Raw genomic sequence first — 19259 nt, forward strand, 5'->3', positions numbered from 1 at the left:
AGCCGTAATGGAGTTCTGTCAAGGAACTTTAAACGTGCAACATTAAATTTAAACAAAAAATAAAATGATATTCAAATCAATAAATCCATTTTCAAGAGAAATTATTGCGGAACACGAAGTGTTGACAAACGCACAATTGAATCAGAAATTAAAACTGTCAGAAAGTGCTTTTAAAAATTGGCGAAATACGTCTTTTCAGGAAAGAGCGGATAAAATGAAAAAACTGGCTAGTATTCTGAGAGCAAAGAAGGATGAGTTAGGTTTGTTGATTACTAATGAAATGGGTAAAATTTTACCTGAAGGAATTAGTGAAGTCGAAAAATCAGCAGGAAATTGTGACTTCTATGCGGAGAATGCAGAGAGAATGCTGAAAGACGAAAAGTACGATACGCCTTTTACTAGCATGTCCGTCTACGACCCAATGGGAGCTGTTTTTGCAATTATGCCTTGGAATTATCCTTTTTGGCAAGTATTGCGTTATGCTGCGCCGGCAATTATGGCGGGGAATGTGACGCTTTTAAAACATGCACCAAACGTTATTGGTTGTGCCAAAGCTATCGAAAATGCATTTCTGGAAGCTGGTTTTCCAGAAGGAGTTTTTCAACAAATAACTATTGATATTACTCAAGTTGAAAGTGTAATCGCTTCGGATATTGTACATGGAATTACGTTGACTGGAAGTGAAATGGCAGGTTCTTCTGTGGCTTCATTGGCTGGAAAGTATATAAAAAAATCAGTTATGGAGTTGGGAGGTTCAGATGCATTTATTGTTTTGAATGATGCGGATATTGAAAAAGCTGCTACTGTTGCTACTCAATCCAGAATGCTAAATGCAGGTCAGGCTTGTATTTGTGCCAAACGTTTTATCGTTACTGAAAAAGTAGCAGATGAATTTACTGCCCTTTTTGCCCAAAAAGTAAATGCTTTACATCAGGGAAATCCGTTACAGGATGGAATTAATATGGGGCCATTGGCCCGATTGGATTTAGCCGAAAAACTAAGCCATCAATTAGAAAAGTCATTGCAACAAGGAGCCAAATTAGTAGTAGGAGGAGAGCGTGAAAATTGCAATTTCCAACCGACATTAATTGATTTTGTGGATGCTAATAATATTGCTTTTCAAGAGGAAACGTTTGGTCCATTGGCTACAATTATAAGAGCCAAAGATGAAAATGATGCTATCGCTATTGCAAATAACCACAGATATGGTTTAGCATCGGCTATTTGGACGGAAGATCGGGAAAACGCATACAGATTAGCTAGAAAAATTGAAGCAGGAAATGTTTTTATAAACTCATTGGTCCGTTCTGATTCCAGAATTCCCTTTGGAGGAACAAAAAAATCAGGGTATGGAAGAGAATTATCTGAAATTGGTATCAAAGAATTTATGAATATGAAATCAATAATTATCGAATAATTATAATTAAGAATAGAAAATGGATTTTAAAATTAACTACCAAAACCAACCAAAAATGAAAAAAGCAGTATTAATTTTAGCATTAATGCTAACAAGTAGTTTGGGATTTGCACAAGATACACCAGTTACTCCGCCTATGGCTGAACCAGAAGCTCCAGAGCCTAAATTTACAGCCGCTGTGGATGTTGTGTATCCGTACTTATGGAGAGGAATAAAATATTATGGAGATAAAATAGCTGTTCAGCCATATATGGCTTATGCTATTACAGATAAATTATCGGTTGGAGTATGGGCAACAACAAATTTTTCTAATGCTGCCGATGCTTACAACGAGTTTGATTGGAATATTGCCTATCAAATATCTCCTGTTGTGAAAGTAATGTTGAGTGATTACTATTGGCCAGCAACTAAGAATAATCCAGATTGGGAAAGAAGCAGCTATTTTGATTATTCAGAAGGGTCGGCACAGAGTTTAGATCTTTCGGTATTATTAGATTTTTCTGAAATAGGATTACCGTTAGACTTTCAATGGAACACGTTTATTGGTGGAGGCGATTATAAATATGATGATAATGGAAAAAGATCAAGAGCTTTTTCTAGTTATGCTGAATTAGGATATACGTATTCTTTAGAAAGTGCAGGTTTGGATATTAGACCTTTTGTTGGGGCTGTAGTCATTAATGGAGGGTATTATGGTGTTGATGCGAGTGGCAAAGCAGGATTTACTTTCTCGAATGTAGGGGTAAATGTTGCTAAAGAATTGAAAATTACGGAGAAATTTAGTTTACCGGTTTTTGTTAGATATACAAATAATGACTACGGAATTCAAAAATTTGATACCAATGATAACCTGACTAAAACGGTTAGAAATTTCTTTTCTGCGGGTGTTACCTTTAACATCAAATAATTCATTTTCTATCAGATTAACTTTTTTTATTTTGATAGCCTAGTTTAAGAATTTTATAAAAAAATCGCCTTATGGCGATTTTTTTTATTTTAGAATCTCAATTGATACACTTCGTCTAAATCCTTTTCTGAACTGATATTCACATTTAAATCAGTTACAAAACCTGAATTTAATCCATAGACCCAGCCGTGTAGTGTTAAATCTTGTCCGTTTTTCCAAGCTGCTTGAACAATGGATGTTTTGGCTAAATCAAAAACTTGTTCTTTTACATTAACCTCAACAAAAGCATTGAAGCGTTCAGTTTCATCAGCAATTGAATTTAAGTATTCATCATGTAATCGATAAACATCTTTTATGTGTCTGATCCAATTGTCAATAATACCAATTGAATCATTTCCCATCGCAGCCTTTACACCACCACAACCATAATGGCCACAAACAAGTACATGTTTTACTTTCAAAACATTCACAGCATAATCTAATACACTCAACATATTCATATCAGTATGTACTACCATATTGGCAATATTTCTATGCACAAATACTTCGCCAGGTTTAGCTCCAATTATTTCATTAGCAGGAACTCTACTGTCTGAACAGCCAATCCATAATAAGGGTGGAGTTTGGCCTTTGGCCAAATCTTGAAAATAATTTGGATCTTTAGCTAGAGAAGTTTCAACCCATTCTTTATTATTGTCTAATATTTTTTTATAAAAATCTTTCATTTTTTTAGTAATTTAAATTTAACAGTTTATCTATTTTTTAATATAAATGTATTTTCTCAAATCTTATTTGATTAAATCTTCTGAGGTGATTTCTCTTTGAACCATTTTTCTTTTTGCAACATCATAATAATGTTCGAAAGTAACTTTGTTAGGGATTTCTTCGCTATTTTCTAATTGATAGGCTTTTTTAAATCCTCTAAGTTTGACTTTAATATGATCCTCTTTTGCTCTGACGGTTTTAAATTCATGGATTAAATCCAAGATATCATGGGCTATATAAACAGTGTCTGTTGCATCAATAATTACTTTTGAGTTTTCAGGGATATCATTCAAAGTAGATTTAATGGCTGCTTTATTCAAGAAAGACACTTCCTGTGCTAAATCGATATGAATGACATCGCCATCTGCATATTCTTTTTTTCTAAAATGATAAGCTCGTTTCAAGTTTCCTTTCAAAACAAATATAATACTGATGATAATTCCTAGCGCAACACCTTTTAATAAATCAGTAAATACAACGGCTAATAAAGTAGCGATGAAAGGGACAAACTGATATTTTCCTTTTTCCCAGAAATGTTTGAATGTTGATGGTTTAGCCAATTTATATCCTACTAACAGTAATATAGCGGCTAATGTTGCCAATGGAATTTTATTCAAAATGAATGGAATCGTTACAACACTTACCAATAACAATACACCATGAATGATAGTCGACATTTTAGATTTGGCTCCTGAATTACTATTTGCAGAAGTACGTACAATTACAGATGTTAATGGCAAACCACCTAAAAGAGCGCTCACCATATTTCCAATCCCTTGAGCTTTAAGCTCTACATTGGTATTAGTGTAACGTTTTTGGATATCCATTCTATCAGCCGCTTCAATACTTAATAGCGTTTCTATTGAAGCTACAATAGCAATAGTAAAGGCAACAACCCAAACTTTAGAATTTGTAATTCCAGAAAAATTAGGGGTTACAATTATTTGTTTGAATTCTTCTAAAGACGTTGGAATTGGTAACGAAACTAAATGCTCTTTGGCTATAGCCAATGAACTTCCAGCTGATGTGAAAATCTCGTTCAAAACAACACCAACAATTACAGCTATAAGTGCACCGGGAACTAATTTTAATTTTTTCAAAAAAGGAACCTTATCCCAAGCAATCAATATAGCCAATGAAAGTAGTGTAATAATAATGGAACCCAATTGAATGTAATTAAAAACGGCCAGTAATGCAGAAAATGTATTGCTTCCTCCTAATTCTAAAAAGGCTTGATCTCCTTCAAAATCACTATCATAACCAAATGCATGGGGTAGTTGTTTCAGAATAATAATAATTCCAATTCCGGCTAACATTCCCTCAATCACATTGGTTGGAAAATAATTTGAAATAGTTCCCGCCTTCATAAATCCCAATGTTAATTGAATTAAACCGGCAATGAAAACTGCAGTTAGAAAAACGTCAAAAGCACCTAAATCAGTAATAGCAGTAAGAACTATAGCGGTTAATCCAGCGGCTGGACCTGAGACACTTAAATTAGATGTACTTAAATAACCCACAACTACACCACCTACAATCCCTGAAATTATTCCCGAAAATAATGGTGCACCAGAAGCCATTGCAATACCTAAACACAATGGAAGCGCCACCAAAAAAACCACTAAACCAGATGCAAAATCGGATTTAAGGTTAGCAAAAAGATTGATTTTTTTTGTCATAATACCTTACTGAAAATTGAATACAAAGAATTTGTACACATTGTTATAATGTGAGAATTAGATTTTAAAATTTTAAAATCAACGTTGTATTAAACTTGGTCAGGTGGGGGAATAAATATAGTAGAAGCAATTATATCGTGTTTAGACAAATTCTCTGATAGAATAAGACTTGAAGTTAACTCCGATAAATTGATTATTTCATAAGCCATTTCAAAATGAAAAATTGCTTTAATCTGTTTGTGTGATTGTTCTTCTTCAAAAAAACTATAGGTAATAGAAGTATCAGTACTTTTCTCTATAGCACTAACAATTGTTGGTGTCAAAAGAAAAGCAATAAAAACAAACAATAATATTCTTGCAATTAGCTTCATTGTTGCAAAAGTAGAATTTAACAAATGAAATAAATACTATTTTATGAAATTTAAAATAAAATTAACATCTGTATAGTCCTTATAGAAGGAGTAATTAGAATCGTTGCAACCTTTATATTTTGTTGTTTATGTCGAGTAATTAAAGAGTTCGTCTAAAATGTATACTTGTGTAAATATTGCTTAATATTAGGGGGTCGTTGTTTATTTTTGATTAAAATATAAACAAAACAACTTTTTTTATAGACATTTTGTATAAATTGTATAAAAAAAATAGGGGTGTAGTTGTATTTGTTGATTATGAAATTTTTAAAATACTACAGTAATAATATGGAATATCTATTATTCTCTAATGATTTTTTGTTATCAATAATTCTTCTCGAAAAGAGCCAAAAAAGTAATTATTAATTATTCAAGTAAGATAAAAGTTAATAAATTCGCCAAAAGGAAAAAGTATTTGACTCCTAAAAAAAAACGATCATTAAGACGTTATTTCTTTTTTAGATTAAATAATAAAAATGGCAAATCAAAATATTTAATACCTATTTAACCAAAGTAATACCCAACCAGATTAATAACTAAAACTAAATTAAACATGAAAAAAGCATTAACTATTTTAGTAATTTTACTAACGACAAGCATGATATTTGCACAAGATGTGCCAGCACCAGCAACTACTTTTGGAGGATCAGCTGATATGTATTATAAATATGATTTTGCTAACTTAGCAGGAAATGGAAAAACTAGTTTTACTAATTCTCATAACTCGTTTGAGTTAGGAATGGCTTCGATTGAGGCATCTCATAAAATGGGTAAAGCATCTGTTTTTGTAGATTTAGGTTTTGGAAACAGAGCTAAAGAATTTACATATAATGACAATGCAAGTTCATTTATGATTAAACAATTGAATTTTACTTACGAAATTTCAGATAAATTTAAAGTTACTGCGGGTAGCTTTGGTACTCATATAGGATATGAACTATTGGATGCTGTGGATAATAAAAACTACAGTATGTCTTATGCTTTTACAAACGGGCCATTTTTTAATACTGGTGTAAAAGCACAATATACTTCAGGTAAAGTAAGTTTTATGGCTGGGGTAACTAATCCTACGGATTTCAAAACAGCTATTGAAGCTGGTTCTACTCAAAAAACTTTCATCGGACAAGTTGCTTATGTTGGAGATTCAGGAAGTATTTACTTTAACGTAACTTCTGGTAGCTCAAATCCTGCTACTACTGTGAATAAAACACAATTTGATGTAGTAGCTTCTAAAAAGATTTCTGATAAATTCTCTTTAGGATTTAATGGAACTTACGCTTTGATAAATGATGATGTAATTAGTGCTAATGATGAGAAATGGTTCGCTTTAATTGGATATGCTACTTATGCTCCTAAAAGCAATCTTAGTTTAGCCTATAGATTAGAATATTTTGATGCAAAAGATGCTGCTGTTACTCTTTCTGCTTTAGGTGGATCTAGTATTGTAGGGAATACGCTTTCATTGAACTACAAAGTTGGAAATTTAACGATTATTCCTGAGGTTAGAGTTGACCTTTCATCAGAAGATGTATTTATGGATAGTAATTCAAGCCCATCAAGTTCTAATGCGTATCTTTTGTTAGGAACAACTTATAGTTTCTAATTAAATAAATAAGAAGATATTTTTTTTTTGCTGTCAAGATACTTTTAAGTGTTTTGGCAGCTTTTTTTATGGAATCAAAATGGGTTTTAATGAAAGTGGCTGAGTTAAGAGTAATGTTTTAATAGCTCAAAATAAAACCTTTCATTAAAAGATTATTTGTAGAATTTTGTTGTTGTTTAATATTAATAACCTGAGTTAGACTATTAGAGTATTTATTTTTATTACCGAATCCTGCGAGGTTTCCAAAACCTTGTAAGTGTCATTTTTAGATTACATACCTACTAGGTCAAAAAAAGGCTTTCAGGAAAACTAGTTGTGTCTAAATTAATGATGTGCAGTTTAATGATAATAATAATAATAATAATAATAATAATAATAATAATAATTTTATAAAAGAAATGGGCTTTTTGAATCTTTCAAAAAGCCCATTTCTTTATTTCTTTGAAACGGATAAATTATTGTTTCTTATATATCGAGTATATTATATTTTTTGTGTTTTCATCTACTATATCATCAACTTGAGATTGAATATAATGCAATTTGAATGCTGTTATAGCTGCCGGAAGGTTTTTTGTGTCATAGCCAATAATGCGCAATCCTTGCTCTACATTGAAGTCAGCGGGTGCCGTTTCTAAAATTTCATCAGACCAAATTCCAAAACCTTTTTCTGCTAAAATTTTCCAAGGAAATAAAGCACTCGGGTCTTTTTTTCTGGTAGGAGCAATGTCTGAATGTCCAATAATATTTTGAGTAGGAATATTGTAATCTTTTTTTAGTTTAGTTAAAAGGGCTAGTAAGCTATTGATTTGCAATTCAGTAAAAGGTTTTGTTCCGTTATTGTCTAGCTCAATTCCTATTGACGCAGAGTTGATATCCGTATTTTTTCCCCATGAACCAATCCCTGCATGCCAGGCTCTTAAATAGTCATTTAGCATCTGAACTACTTTACCATTATCCGAAATTACATAATGAGAACTTACTTGAGACTCTATTTTTGTAAATGTACTTACAGTTTGTTTCAATGAATCTTGAGCAGTATGATGTATAATTATTAAATTAGGTTTTCGTAAATTAAAATTTACAGTACCTATCCATTCGGTATTAATTCCATTTGTTAAAGGAGTAGAACCCATTTTTGAAATGGAATCTTTAAAAATATGTAATTGTTTTGCGTATAAAGTATCAATGCTTATAGACGTCACCGGAACAGAAGGCAAAGCATGTGGCTCTTTGTCTGAGATAGTTTCCTTTAATGTTTTGAGTTTCGTATCGTATACTTTTTCACTAGCTTTATAAGGGTTAGTGGAACAGGAAGTTATTAGAATAACTAAAATTAAAATCTGAAAATATTTAGTCATACTCTTGTTTTTTCGTTTTTATTCAAAAAAATTATCTGTTTCTTTTTGATTTTTTCGGGTTTTTGCTTTCTTCTTTAAAAACCTTGTATTTTTCTTTTTGATCGTCGTTCAATAACTCTACAACCTTTCTTTCTGTGTTTTCTGAAAGTATTTGAATGTCTTTCATTTGGTCACTTTGATTAGTGTCTTGTTTTAATATGACTCCTTGTTGTTTAATGCTTTCTGTCAATATGTTTGCAATAGCAATTTCTTGAAGTTCATCAAGTACTAATGCAGGTTTTAGTCTTTCCATGACTTTTCCGACGGTTTCTTCAACTGGTACTTCTCTTGGTTTGTCCGGAGTTCTGTTTTGATCCATTCCGCTATTCATACGGCCACTACCATAACCATTTCTGCCATAGCCACCTCCGCCATAACCACTATTTCCATATTGCGCAGAAATAGTATTAATTGATAATAACATAAATGCTGTCACAAATAAGGACGGAACTATTTTCATATTTAATGTTTTAAAAAGGTTTTCAAAAACTATATTACAAATTTAAACAGGCTGACCATATAAATCAAATTCTGTAGCCTCAATAATTTTTATCATTACAAATTCACCAGTTTTTACATAATGTTTTGAAGCATCAATCAAGACTTCATTATCAACATCTGGACTATCAAATTCAGTGCGTCCCACAAAATGACCACCTTCTTTTCTGTCAATGATGCATTTGAATGTTTGACCTATTTTTTCTTGGTTTAAATCCCAAGAAATTTGAGATTGTAATTCCATTATTTCATTAGCACGCTCTTGTTTTACGGTATCAGGAACATCATCTTCTAATAAGTAAGCATGTGTGTTTTCTTCATGAGAGTAAGCAAAACAACCCATTCTGTCAAATTTCATTTCTTGAACAAAATCTTTCAATATATTGAAATCTTCTTGTGTTTCTCCTGGATATCCTACAATTAAAGTCGTACGTATTGCCATTCCTGGAACTGCTTCACGGAAATCTTTCAATAATTTAGTTGTTTTCTCTTGAGTTGTTCCGCGACGCATTGATTTCAAAATAGAATCTGAAATATGTTGCAACGGAATATCAATATAATTACAAATCTTAGGTTCGCGCTTCATGATTTCCAGAACATCCATTGGAAAACCAGTAGGAAAGGCATAGTGCAAACGAATCCATTCGATTCCTTCAACTTTAACCAAAGCCTCTAATAATTCACCAAGATTTCTTTTTTTGTAAAGATCCAGACCGTAATAAGTCAAATCCTGAGCAATCAAAATCAATTCTTTCACTCCATTTTTAGCTAAACCTTCCGCTTCTTTTACTAATTTTTCAATAGTTTGAGAAACGTTTTTTCCACGCATTAATGGAATCGCGCAAAAACTGCACGGTCTGTCGCAACCTTCGGAAATTTTTAAATAGGCATAATTTTTAGGAGTTGTAGTCAATCGTTCTCCTAATAATTCGTGTTTATAATCGGCTCCTAAAGCTTTCAATAATTGTGGCAACTCTGTAGTTCCAAAAAATTGATCCACATTTGGAATTTCTTTTTCTAAATCAGGTCGGTAACGTTCTGATAAACATCCGGTAACGAAAACCTTGTCTACTAATCCTCTTTCTTTTTTGTCGGCATATTCCAAAATCATGTTTACAGATTCTGCCTTAGCATTATCAATAAATCCACAAGTATTTATGACAATAATATTACCTTCCTCGGCTTCTGGAGCTTCGTGAGTAACATCTTTTCCGCTTGCACGAAGCTGCCCCATTAGGACTTCACTGTCATATACATTTTTCGAACACCCTAGAGTGATTACGTTGATTTTATTCTTTTTTAAAGACTTCGTTCTCATAACATTATAATCCCGATAATTTGGGAATTTTGCAAAATTACAATTTTTTATTCAAACTGAACTTGTTTCAGTTTCTTTTCAATTTTTTTATGGAGCTATTCCTGCTGTACGTTGCAATCTCCCAAAAAAAAATCGGGAGGATTTTCACTGCCATCAGGGCTAAAAAAAATCCGTTCCATAATAACGAAACGGATTTTCTATAGTAGTTTTATGAATTACAATTCGAATAATAAAGTCAAAGAAACGTTATTATTCATAGTATTTATTTTAGCGCCATCAGTAAAACCTTGACTAAAAAATCCTTGTTGTGAATTTCTTTTTGCTGTTGAATAGGATAAATCAACTTTGGTTGAGCCAAAATTATACCCTAAACCTCCTGAATAACCGGTTAAATCACCAACAGTTGTTTTGTTTTTATAAGGGCTTTGTTCGTAACGGTATCCGGCTCTTAAACTCAATTGCTCAATTTTGTATTCAGCACCCACTCTCACTTCGTTGGTTTTATTCAAAACAGAATTCATATAGCTGTTTACATCACGGAAATAAGAATCGTTTTCAGGTTTGAATTTCGTATTGCTATAATCTTTCATGGCATAATCAATGCTGATTAACGCAGATTTGCCAAAAACATACGCAAAACTTCCAGTCAGCTTACTTGGTGTTTGTAGTTTGTATGGTGCATAAACATTTGTGATTTGGGGGTCAACTACATCATTCGTATCAGGTAGGTTTGCAGCACTACTCACAGCAACGAGTTTTTGAGAAAACTCATCACTTAAGTGATACCAAGTTGATGATTCGTAAGCCAATCCTAAGCGAACTTCATTAGTAACTTTTGCAATAGCGCCTATTTGAAATGAAAATCCTGTTCCGTAAGTGTACAATTCATTATCAAAACGCAGTCTCGTTATAGTATAATCAGTAGTCAATGGAGCGCTATTGTCTTCATAAAAACTGGTAGATTGTCTGTAATCGGTAAAATGAGAGTTTAAATTCAGTCCTATGTATAATTTATCTTTGTATGAAGTTGCCGCATTAAAAGATAATTTTCCATTATATCCATTAGTGCTGATGGTGTTTTCTTGATAATAATTTCCACCTGCAGGAACATTTGAAGTGTATTGTGTATTATTGGAATTTGTACTTTCTGGATTTATTACATATCCTTGGTATCCTAAAAACGCTTGTTGCGCTCCATGATTTAAACTTCCGTAACTTGAATCTCTTAAGTCGCTTAATGGTACTCCATTTGCATAACTCAAAAAATAGCCGTCAACAGAGTTGGTTGGATTTGTTCCTGTAGAAAATATTGAATTATTATAATTGTTTACGTTATCATAATTCACTCCCAAAGAAAACTTTTTCCAATTGCTATTTGGGTCGTGGTTCTTAAAAACAAAAACACCTCCAGCTTGGTTTAGATCAAAGGAATTGTTTTTATCAGTTGTAGTAGAGCCAAAATAATTGGAATTGTTTTTTGTGTTGTAACTGCTCAAAGTAGCACCTATTTGATTGTTTGAAAAAACAGCAGAACCAGCAGGATTTATATTCAAAGACGATAAATCTCCACCAAGTGCTCCAAAGGCGCCTCCCATAGCTCTAAAACGTGCGGTACCATTCAAGTTGTCTTGCGCATATCGCATCGCATCTGTTATTTCTTGTGATTGTGCAGCACTAAAAGTGAAGCCAGTCAATAGTAGGAATAAATATTTTTTCATTTTATTTCAGGTAAAGTTTAGTTTTTTATTCAATTATAAGCAGAAAATTATCTTCTTCCGCCGCCGCCAGATGATCTTCCGCCGCCACCATAACTGGAACCACTTGAGCTAGGACTGTAAGATCTTGAATTAGATGAATTGCTCTCGCTTCTGGATGAATTAGGGGAGTAAGATCTAGTAGGAGTACTGCTTTCGCTTCGAGAGTAATTGTTGTTTGTATTTGCTCTTCGGCTTGGATTGTTATAAGAGTTATTTTGATTCTGAAATTGATTTCTTGTAAAAGTAGGGCTTGTTCTAGTTACAGGATTAGAAGAATTTCTTCCGTAATCCGAATAACTGCTTCTTCTATTTGTATTGTTTGTCTGATTTTGAGAGTAATCTCTAGATGTTCTATTGCTGTTTATGGTGTTAGAATATGAGGAGCCTCTTCTGCTAGGGTTATATGAGTAATTATTGTTGTTATAATGTCCAGATGAGTATCCTCCACCATAATAAGGATATCCGTAATTTGAGTATCCAAATCCAAACCCATAATAAGGAAATCCCCAGCCGAAACTAGAATAACCATAACCATAATAAGGATAACCGTAACCATAACCGTAATTTGAATATCCATAACCGTAATTTGAATATCCATATCCATATCCTAACGAAAGACCCCAGTAATTAGGAGATACATTTATAATTGTTTGGTTAGAATTACTTCCCCAGCCACCATAGCTTTGATTGTTATTTGGAATACTGTCGTTATATGTGTTGTAATTATCGATATCGGTAAAAACATCAGCGGGTTGGTCGTTGTCTTGTAGAGAGCCGAAATAATTTTTATAATAATTATTTTGAGGGTTTTGATTTTCTCTTTCAATCACTCTTTTGCTGTTATTTCCATAAATTCCATCTCCGTCATAGTAAGAACTGTTTTGATAAGAGCCACATGAGGTTAACAGAATGCTCAAAAAACCAACAATATAATAAATTGATGCGTTTTTGAGGGAAAAAGTACTAGTTTTCATATCTATGGGGTTTTTTATTGTTGGACAATACAAAAATAGTTAGTTTTGCGGAACTATTTAGTTAAAATTATTAAAACAAAATTTGTGCCAAACTATTCAATATGAGTAAGAACTTAACGACAAGATCAGAAGATTATTCAAAATGGTATAACGAGTTGGTTGTAAAAGCCGATTTAGCCGAAAATTCAGGAGTTAGAGGCTGTATGGTGATTAAACCTTACGGTTATGCAATATGGGAAAAAATGCAAGCAGAGTTGGATCGAATGTTTAAAGAAACAGGTCATCAAAATGCCTATTTTCCTTTATTTGTTCCAAAAAGCATGTTTGAAGCAGAAGAGAAAAATGCAGAAGGATTTGCGAAAGAGTGCGCTATTGTAACGCATTATAGATTGAAAAATGATCCGGATAAACCAGGTAAGCTTATGGTGGACCCTAATGCGAAACTGGAAGAAGAATTAATCGTTCGTCCGACAAGTGAAGCGATTATTTGGTCTACATACAAAGGATGGGTGCAATCTTATCGAGATTTACCGTTGTTAATTAATCAATGGGCAAATGTGGTGCGATGGGAAATGAGAACAAGATTGTTTTTACGTACCGCAGAATTTTTGTGGCAAGAAGGACATACGGCTCATGCTACAAAAGCTGAAGCAGTTGAGGAATCAGAAAAAATGATGCATGTTTATGCTGAATTTGCCGAAAATTTTATGGCAATTCCAGTAGTAAAAGGGGTTAAAACTGAAACGGAGCGTTTTGCTGGAGCTGAGGAAACCTATTGTATTGAAGCCTTAATGCAAGACGGAAAAGCATTGCAGGCAGGAACGTCTCACTTTTTAGGCCAAAACTTCGCTAAAGCATTCGATGTTAAATTTGCTAATGCCGAAGGGAAGCAAGAATATGTTTGGGGAACTTCATGGGGGGTTTCTACTCGATTAATGGGAGCTTTGGTAATGACGCATTCTGATGATCAAGGATTGGTACTACCTCCTAATTTGGCGCCAATTCAAGTGGTTATTGTTCCTATATATAAGTCAGACGAGCAACTAGCAGCTATTACGGCCGAAGTGGATGTTTTGGTAAAGGCATTTAAGAAATTGAATATTTCTGTAAAATACGACAATAGAACAACTCAAAAACCAGGGTTTAAATTTGCTGAATGGGAATTAAAAGGAGTTCCTGTTAGAATTGCTGTAGGTCCTAAGGATTTAGAGAACGGTACTTTTGAAGTAGCAAGAAGAGATACGTTGTCGAAAGAAATTGTTTCCAAAGACGAAATTGTAACTTATATCACCGATTTATTAGCTCAAATTCAAATTGATTTGTTTGATAAAGCCTTAAATTATCGTGACACGCATATTACTGAAGTAAATAGTTTTGATGAATTTAAGCACGTTTTAGATACTAAAGGAGGCTTTGTATCAGCTCATTGGGATGGAACTGCGGCAACTGAAGAGAAGATTAAAGATTTAACTAAAGCGACTATTAGATGCATCGCTTTAGATAGAGTTGAAGAGTCGGGAAGCTGTGTTTTTACTGGGGGTGAGTCTGTAGGAAGAGTGTTGTTTGCGAAGGCATATTAAAAAAAAATAATTTTTTTTGCATCTACTATTGTACGTTTCAAAAATAGTTGTATTTTTGCATCCGCATTAGAGAAGCAGGGCCCGTTCGTCTATCGGTTAGGACGCATGGTTTTCATCCATGTAAGAGCGGTTCGATTCCGCTACGGGCTACTATTTTTTTTGCATGTTAAAGTTTTCCTGAACTTAGAGGGAAAAATGGCCCGTTCGTCTATCGGTTAGGACGCATGGTTTTCATCCATGTAAGAGCGGTTCGATTCCGCTACGGGCTACAATTTCAATTTAGATTGATAAAAACTTAGGAGGATAAGGTCCGTTCGTCTAGGGGTTAGGACGCCAAGATTTCGTCTTGGTAACAGGGGTTCGATTCCCTTACGGACTACAAAAAAATAGTAAAAGATAAAAAAGCAATAAAATGGCAAATCATAAATCAGCTCTAAAAAGAATTAGAAGTAACGAAAAGAGAAGAGTATTAAACAGATACCAACACAAAACTACTCGTAATGCAATTAAAGCATTAAGAATAGCTACTGATAAAGTAGATGCTACATCTAAATTGTCAAGTGTAATATCTATGATTGATAAATTAGCTAAGAAAAATATCATTCATGATAATAAAGCTTCTAATTTAAAGTCTAAATTAACGAAACATGTTGCTAAATTGTAATTGATACAATTTTCAAAATAATTAAAAAAAGCTCTCAATTTATTGAGAGCTTTTTTTATGCCCTGTAATTTTACATTTTGTTCTTTAAATGTTCAAGTATTGAAGTGGTTATAGGCTTCGATAAAAAATCAATAACCATAGGGTATGATTTTGCTTTTTCTAAGTCCTCAGGGTCTATTGTTGAGGAAAGAACAATCACTTTTATAGAGTTGAATTCCGAATAGTCATAGGTGTTGAAAATATCTAAAAACTCCCATCCTCCCATCACTGGCATGTTTAAATCTAAAAAGATCAATTGAGGGTGCTTTCTTGATTCGTTTTCAGAATTAGTGTATTTTATTTTGTTAAAGTAGAGAAGGGCTTCTTCTCCATTTTGAGCAGTGATTATTTCATTAGAAAAGGATGCTTTTATGATTACTTTTTTGCATAACATAAGTGTTATGGGGTCGTCGTCAACGCATAGAATTTGGTCCAGCATTATTGTTTGTTTTTGAATGTTAATGTGAATGTAGTTCCTTTGTTTACTTCGCTTTCAATGCTAATAGTCCCTCCCATGGTTTCGACTTGGGATTTTACCAGATATAATCCCAGTCCTTTGCTGTCAGGATAATTATGGAATCTTTGATATAGTCCAAAAACTTTATCGCGATTTCTTTCTAAATCAATTCCTATTCCATTGTCTTTGAATGTTAAATAAACGGTGTCGTCAACTTCATTGGCATTAATTGTTATTTTTAGTTTTCTATTTTCAGATTTGTATTTTATGGCATTTGTTAATAGGTTTAACATAATGCTCTCTATATAGGCTTTGTTTGTATTTAATACAGAAACTTTTTCAAAATTAAGTTTAATTATGGGCTTGTACAATTCAATTTGGAAACTTAATTGATTAAAGACGTTTTCAAAAATTTCTTTAAGGAGTACGGCTTCTTTTTGAATAGAAGGATTGTCCTTAATGATAATTACTTTTACTAAGTCGTTAATAGTGTCGTTTAGTAAATGTGTTGACTTGTTAAAACCGTTTAAAATCTCCTTTAATTCTTGATTTTCAATTGGGATGTCTTCAATTAAATTTAATAGACCGGTTAGATTAGATAAAGGAGCTCTAAGATTATGGGAAGTGATATATGAAAATTGCTTTAAATCTTTATTGTTTTGTGTTAATTCTCGAATAAGTTGCTCTTTTTCTTTTTCTTGTTTTTTTTCTGCAGTAACATCTCTTTGTATCGAAATCCAGTGAGAAAGTTCGTTTTCTGAGTTGTATATCGGAATCATTGAAAAGCGAACCCAATACTCTTCTTTGTTTTTTTTGTAACTTATGGTTTCAATTAAGCATTCTTTTTTGTTCTTTAAAGCGGTAGTTAATTTGCTGTACTCTTGTTTGTCGGAATTTGGACCTTTAAAAAGATTAGGGGTTTTTCCAATAATTTCTTCAGAGTTGTACCCTGACATGGTTGTAAAAGCGGGATTAACATAAATTATTTTGGGTAATGCATTATCATTAGAGCTCGCTTCGGTAATAATTATAGAATCTTTGGATTGGGTAATTACAGTTTCTAGTAATTTAAGTCTTTGTTCTTCTTCTTTTTGTTTTGTGATATCTTGTATGGCACCAATCATTCTTATGGCTTTCCCGTCTTCGTCTTTAAGAAGGAACCCTCTGTCAAGTACATATTTATAAGAGTTGTCAGCACATCTAAAACGGTACTGATCTTGCCATTTTTCTGTTTTTTGTTCAATGAAAGAATACAGTTTTATTGACATTTTTATACTATCTTCAGGGTGAATTTTGTCAAACCACCATGTTGAGCTATCGCCCACTTGATCTTCTGTGTAGCCAAAAACACTTTCAATGCCTTTATTCCAAGATAAATTATCTTCTTGTATTTTCCAATCCCAAATAGTGTCACTTGTTGCTTTTGCTACAATATCGTATTTTTCATTCGATTCTTTAATTTCGTCATTAGTATTCTTTAATTTTTCAAAAATTGCAATATTTCTATTGTCATTTTTTGATAAAATATATTTGTAAACTATGCCTGTCAAAGAAATAAATAATAAATCTTTTATGAAATTATAATACTGATAGTTAGCGTCGTAAGCGTGTTTTTGCAGTAATTTATGACAGATGATTGCCATAAATATGGATATAAGTATGTAGGTTAGAGTTATTTGATTGGTTTTGTTTTTCATTACTCAAATATAATTAAATAATGCTAAATTACTAAGTTCATTCAAAACTTATTTTACGAGTTTAAATTGTTGTTTTTCTAGCTCTAAAAGGTTAACAATAGGTAAACTATTGCGTAAATATTTTTTATATGAAAATAAAGTGTACCTTTGCACCCATTAAAAATCACAGATGGAAGCTATTAGAAACATTGCAATTATTGCCCACGTCGATCACGGTAAAACAACTTTGGTTGATAAAATTATGTATCACTGTCAGTTATTTCGTGACAACGAAAACACAGGTGACTTAATTCTTGATAACAACGACTTAGAGCGTGAAAGAGGTATTACTATTACTTCAAAAAATGTTTCGGTAGTATATAAAGGAACAAAAATCAATATTATAGATACTCCTGGTCACGCCGATTTTGGTGGTGAGGTAGAACGTGTATTGAATATGGCTGATGGTGTTTGCCTTTTGGTAGATGCTTTTGAAGGGCCAATGCCACAAACACGTTTTGTATTACAAAAAGCAATTGATTTAGGATTAAAACCTTGCGTTGTAATCAATAAAGTAGATAAAGAAAACTGTACTCCGGAAGAAGTGCATGAAAAAGTTTTTGACTTAATGTTCGAATTAGGTGCTGAAGAATGGCAGTTGGATTTTCCAACGGTTTATGGTTCTGCTAAAAATAACTGGATGTCGGATCATTGGGAAAACGTAACTGATAATGTGGAAGCATTATTGGATATGGTTCTTGCTCATGTGCCAGCTCCTAAAGTTTCAGAAGGAACTCCACAAATGTTGATTACTTCATTAGATTTCTCCGCTTTTACAGGTCGTATCGCTATCGGTCGTTTGGAAAGAGGTGTTTTGAAAGAAGGTATGGCAATCTCTCTTGCAAAAAGAGACGGTACTATAACTAAATCTCGCATAAAAGAATTACATACTTTTGAAGGTCTTGGACGTAAAAAAGTAACTGAAGTAATTGCTGGAGATATCTGTGCAGTTATTGGTATTGAAGGATTTGAAATTGGAGATACTATCTGTGATATTGATAATCCAGAGGCGTTGAAAACAATTGATATCGACGAGCCTACTATGAGTATGTTGTTTACAATTAATGATTCTCCTTTCTTCGGAAAAGATGGTAAATTTGTAACTTCTCGTCATATTAGAGACCGTTTGACAAAAGAATTAGAGAAAAACTTAGCAATGAAATTGGGTGAAACTGATTCTGCTGATAAGTTTATGGTTTTTGGTCGTGGTGTACTTCACTTGTCTGTTCTTATTGAAACAATGAGAAGAGAAGGTTATGAATTGCAAATCGGTCAGCCACAAGTTATCATCAAAGAAATTGATGGTAAAAAATGTGAGCCTATTGAGGAATTGACAATCGATTTACCAGAAACACTTTCTGGAAGAGCGGTAGAGTTTGTTACTCTACGTAAGGGAGAAATGTTGAGTATGGATGCTAAAGGGGAACGTATGATTATAAAATTTAATATTCCATCACGTGGAATTATTGGATTGCGTAACCAATTGCTTACTGCTACTGCTGGTGAGGCTATTATGGCGCACCGTTTCATAGGATATGAGCCTTACAAAGGAGAAATTTCTGGACGTAACAAAGGTTCATTGATTTCTATGGAAAAAGGAAAAGCTATTCCTTATTCTATCGATAAATTACAAGATCGTGGTAAATTCTTCGTTAATCCTAATGATGAAATTTATGAAGGTCAAGTAATTGGAGAAAACTCTCGTAGCGATGATATGTGTGTGAATGTGACTAAAGAGAAAAAACAATCTAACGTTCGTTCATCAGGAAATGATGATAAAGCTAGAATTATTCCTCCAATTATTTTCTCTCTTGAAGAAGCGTTAGAATACATTCAAAAAGATGAATACGTTGAGGTAACTCCAAAATCTATTCGTTTGAGAAAAATATATTTGACAGAAACAGATAGAAAAAGATTTAAATTCTAATTTTTATTTTTTAATATAAAGAGGTTGTCTGAAAAGATAGCCTCTACTTGTTTTAAGGAATACCTGATTTAGCAGAAATTTATTAAAAATTGAAAATATTGCCTTAATAATTGTTCTAAAAGTTTGTTTAT

The 19259-nt window shown here is 32.9% G+C and carries 16 protein-coding genes and 3 tRNA genes; 9 read left to right on the forward strand and 10 right to left on the reverse strand.

Annotated features, from left to right (window positions below):
• The first annotated feature begins 64 nt into the window (after positions 1 to 64).
• The gene (locus ACM55I_RS15105) at positions 65 to 1417 is read left to right on the forward strand and encodes an NAD-dependent succinate-semialdehyde dehydrogenase (RefSeq protein ID WP_416847674.1); all 1353 of its coding nucleotides are present in this window, start codon (positions 65 to 67) and stop codon (positions 1415 to 1417) included.
• Between the two features lie 55 nt (positions 1418 to 1472).
• Positions 1473 to 2324, forward strand: coding sequence for a TorF family putative porin (locus ACM55I_RS15110; protein WP_416847675.1), 852 nt, complete (start codon positions 1473 to 1475; stop codon positions 2322 to 2324).
• Between the two features lie 89 nt (positions 2325 to 2413).
• Here ACM55I_RS15110 and can read toward each other — a convergent pair whose 3' ends face one another.
• From can to ACM55I_RS15125, 3 genes are all read right to left on the reverse strand, one after another.
• The gene (can, locus tag ACM55I_RS15115) at positions 2414 to 3049 is read right to left on the reverse strand and encodes a carbonate dehydratase (protein WP_416847676.1); all 636 of its coding nucleotides are present in this window, start codon (positions 3047 to 3049) and stop codon (positions 2414 to 2416) included.
• A 63-nt stretch (positions 3050 to 3112) separates the two neighbouring features.
• Positions 3113 to 4768 carry a SulP family inorganic anion transporter gene (locus tag ACM55I_RS15120; RefSeq protein WP_416847677.1) on the reverse strand — a complete coding sequence of 552 codons (1656 nt, stop codon included), beginning with the start codon at positions 4766 to 4768 and terminating at the stop codon, positions 3113 to 3115.
• A gap of 89 nt (positions 4769 to 4857) precedes the next feature.
• A complete protein-coding gene (locus ACM55I_RS15125) occupies positions 4858 to 5139 on the reverse strand; it encodes a hypothetical protein (RefSeq protein WP_039109565.1) in 282 nt (93 codons plus the stop codon).
• 592 nt (positions 5140 to 5731) lie between these two features.
• Here ACM55I_RS15125 and ACM55I_RS15130 point away from each other — a divergent pair.
• Positions 5732 to 6781: an outer membrane beta-barrel protein gene (locus ACM55I_RS15130; protein ID WP_416847678.1), complete on the forward strand. Its 1050-nt coding sequence runs from the start codon at positions 5732 to 5734 to the stop codon at positions 6779 to 6781.
• Between the two features lie 455 nt (positions 6782 to 7236).
• Here ACM55I_RS15130 and ACM55I_RS15135 read toward each other — a convergent pair whose 3' ends face one another.
• The 5 genes from ACM55I_RS15135 to ACM55I_RS15155 form a co-directional block, all read right to left on the reverse strand.
• Positions 7237 to 8139, reverse strand: a complete 903-nt coding sequence (locus tag ACM55I_RS15135; protein WP_416847679.1) for an N-acetylmuramoyl-L-alanine amidase — start codon at positions 8137 to 8139, stop codon at positions 7237 to 7239.
• A gap of 31 nt (positions 8140 to 8170) precedes the next feature.
• A complete protein-coding gene (locus ACM55I_RS15140; RefSeq protein ID WP_416847680.1) occupies positions 8171 to 8638 on the reverse strand; it encodes a hypothetical protein in 468 nt (155 codons plus the stop codon).
• A gap of 42 nt (positions 8639 to 8680) precedes the next feature.
• The gene (rimO, locus tag ACM55I_RS15145; RefSeq protein ID WP_416847681.1) at positions 8681 to 9994 is read right to left on the reverse strand and encodes a 30S ribosomal protein S12 methylthiotransferase RimO; all 1314 of its coding nucleotides are present in this window, start codon (positions 9992 to 9994) and stop codon (positions 8681 to 8683) included.
• Between the two features lie 215 nt (positions 9995 to 10209).
• A complete protein-coding gene (locus ACM55I_RS15150) occupies positions 10210 to 11712 on the reverse strand; it encodes an OmpP1/FadL family transporter (protein ID WP_416847682.1) in 1503 nt (500 codons plus the stop codon).
• A gap of 47 nt (positions 11713 to 11759) precedes the next feature.
• Complete coding sequence (locus ACM55I_RS15155; protein ID WP_416847683.1) at positions 11760 to 12725, reverse strand: hypothetical protein; 966 nt, start codon at positions 12723 to 12725, stop codon at positions 11760 to 11762.
• 101 nt (positions 12726 to 12826) lie between these two features.
• On the opposite strand from ACM55I_RS15155, the gene proS reads away from it, so the two are divergent.
• From proS to rpsT, 5 genes are all read left to right on the forward strand, one after another.
• Positions 12827 to 14305 carry a proline--tRNA ligase gene (gene proS / locus ACM55I_RS15160; protein ID WP_416847684.1) on the forward strand — a complete coding sequence of 493 codons (1479 nt, stop codon included), beginning with the start codon at positions 12827 to 12829 and terminating at the stop codon, positions 14303 to 14305.
• A gap of 78 nt (positions 14306 to 14383) precedes the next feature.
• Positions 14384 to 14455, forward strand: a tRNA-Glu gene (locus ACM55I_RS15165).
• A gap of 47 nt (positions 14456 to 14502) precedes the next feature.
• A tRNA-Glu gene (locus ACM55I_RS15170) sits at positions 14503 to 14574 on the forward strand.
• A 38-nt stretch (positions 14575 to 14612) separates the two neighbouring features.
• A tRNA-Glu gene (locus tag ACM55I_RS15175) sits at positions 14613 to 14684 on the forward strand.
• Positions 14685 to 14717: 33 nt separating this feature from the next.
• The gene (gene rpsT, locus ACM55I_RS15180) at positions 14718 to 14969 is read left to right on the forward strand and encodes a 30S ribosomal protein S20 (protein ID WP_039109573.1); all 252 of its coding nucleotides are present in this window, start codon (positions 14718 to 14720) and stop codon (positions 14967 to 14969) included.
• A gap of 70 nt (positions 14970 to 15039) precedes the next feature.
• Here rpsT and ACM55I_RS15185 read toward each other — a convergent pair whose 3' ends face one another.
• Positions 15040 to 15447: a response regulator gene (locus ACM55I_RS15185; RefSeq protein ID WP_416847685.1), complete on the reverse strand. Its 408-nt coding sequence runs from the start codon at positions 15445 to 15447 to the stop codon at positions 15040 to 15042.
• Positions 15447 to 17162, reverse strand: coding sequence for a PAS domain-containing protein (locus ACM55I_RS15190; protein ID WP_416847686.1), 1716 nt, complete (start codon positions 17160 to 17162; stop codon positions 15447 to 15449). The genes ACM55I_RS15185 and ACM55I_RS15190 overlap by 1 nt, the downstream gene beginning before the upstream one ends.
• 169 nt (positions 17163 to 17331) lie before the next feature.
• Between ACM55I_RS15190 and typA the strand changes: the two genes are divergently transcribed.
• Positions 17332 to 19128 (forward strand): translational GTPase TypA, encoded by a 1797-nt coding sequence (gene typA / locus ACM55I_RS15195; protein WP_416847687.1) that lies wholly within the window; start codon positions 17332 to 17334, stop codon positions 19126 to 19128.
• Positions 19129 to 19259 lie beyond the last annotated feature (131 nt).

It is taken from the genome of Flavobacterium algoris (assembly GCF_048158525.1).
GTDB classification, from domain to species: domain Bacteria; phylum Bacteroidota; class Bacteroidia; order Flavobacteriales; family Flavobacteriaceae; genus Flavobacterium; species Flavobacterium algoris.

Coding starts and splice junctions, on each gene's coding strand:
- ACM55I_RS15105 (WP_416847674.1), top strand. CDS start 65: ATGATATTCAAATCAATAAATCCATTTTCAAGAGAAATTATTGCGGAA.
- ACM55I_RS15110 (WP_416847675.1), top strand. CDS start 1,473: ATGAAAAAAGCAGTATTAATTTTAGCATTAATGCTAACAAGTAGTTTG.
- can (WP_416847676.1), bottom strand. CDS start 3,049: ATGAAAGATTTTTATAAAAAAATATTAGACAATAATAAAGAATGGGTT.
- ACM55I_RS15120 (WP_416847677.1), bottom strand. CDS start 4,768: ATGACAAAAAAAATCAATCTTTTTGCTAACCTTAAATCCGATTTTGCA.
- ACM55I_RS15125 (WP_039109565.1), bottom strand. CDS start 5,139: ATGAAGCTAATTGCAAGAATATTATTGTTTGTTTTTATTGCTTTTCTT.
- ACM55I_RS15130 (WP_416847678.1), top strand. CDS start 5,732: ATGAAAAAAGCATTAACTATTTTAGTAATTTTACTAACGACAAGCATG.
- ACM55I_RS15135 (WP_416847679.1), bottom strand. CDS start 8,139: ATGACTAAATATTTTCAGATTTTAATTTTAGTTATTCTAATAACTTCC.
- ACM55I_RS15140 (WP_416847680.1), bottom strand. CDS start 8,638: ATGAAAATAGTTCCGTCCTTATTTGTGACAGCATTTATGTTATTATCA.
- rimO (WP_416847681.1), bottom strand. CDS start 9,994: ATGAGAACGAAGTCTTTAAAAAAGAATAAAATCAACGTAATCACTCTA.
- ACM55I_RS15150 (WP_416847682.1), bottom strand. CDS start 11,712: ATGAAAAAATATTTATTCCTACTATTGACTGGCTTCACTTTTAGTGCT.
- ACM55I_RS15155 (WP_416847683.1), bottom strand. CDS start 12,725: ATGAAAACTAGTACTTTTTCCCTCAAAAACGCATCAATTTATTATATT.
- proS (WP_416847684.1), top strand. CDS start 12,827: ATGAGTAAGAACTTAACGACAAGATCAGAAGATTATTCAAAATGGTAT.
- rpsT (WP_039109573.1), top strand. CDS start 14,718: ATGGCAAATCATAAATCAGCTCTAAAAAGAATTAGAAGTAACGAAAAG.
- ACM55I_RS15185 (WP_416847685.1), bottom strand. CDS start 15,447: ATGCTGGACCAAATTCTATGCGTTGACGACGACCCCATAACACTTATG.
- ACM55I_RS15190 (WP_416847686.1), bottom strand. CDS start 17,162: ATGAAAAACAAAACCAATCAAATAACTCTAACCTACATACTTATATCC.
- typA (WP_416847687.1), top strand. CDS start 17,332: ATGGAAGCTATTAGAAACATTGCAATTATTGCCCACGTCGATCACGGT.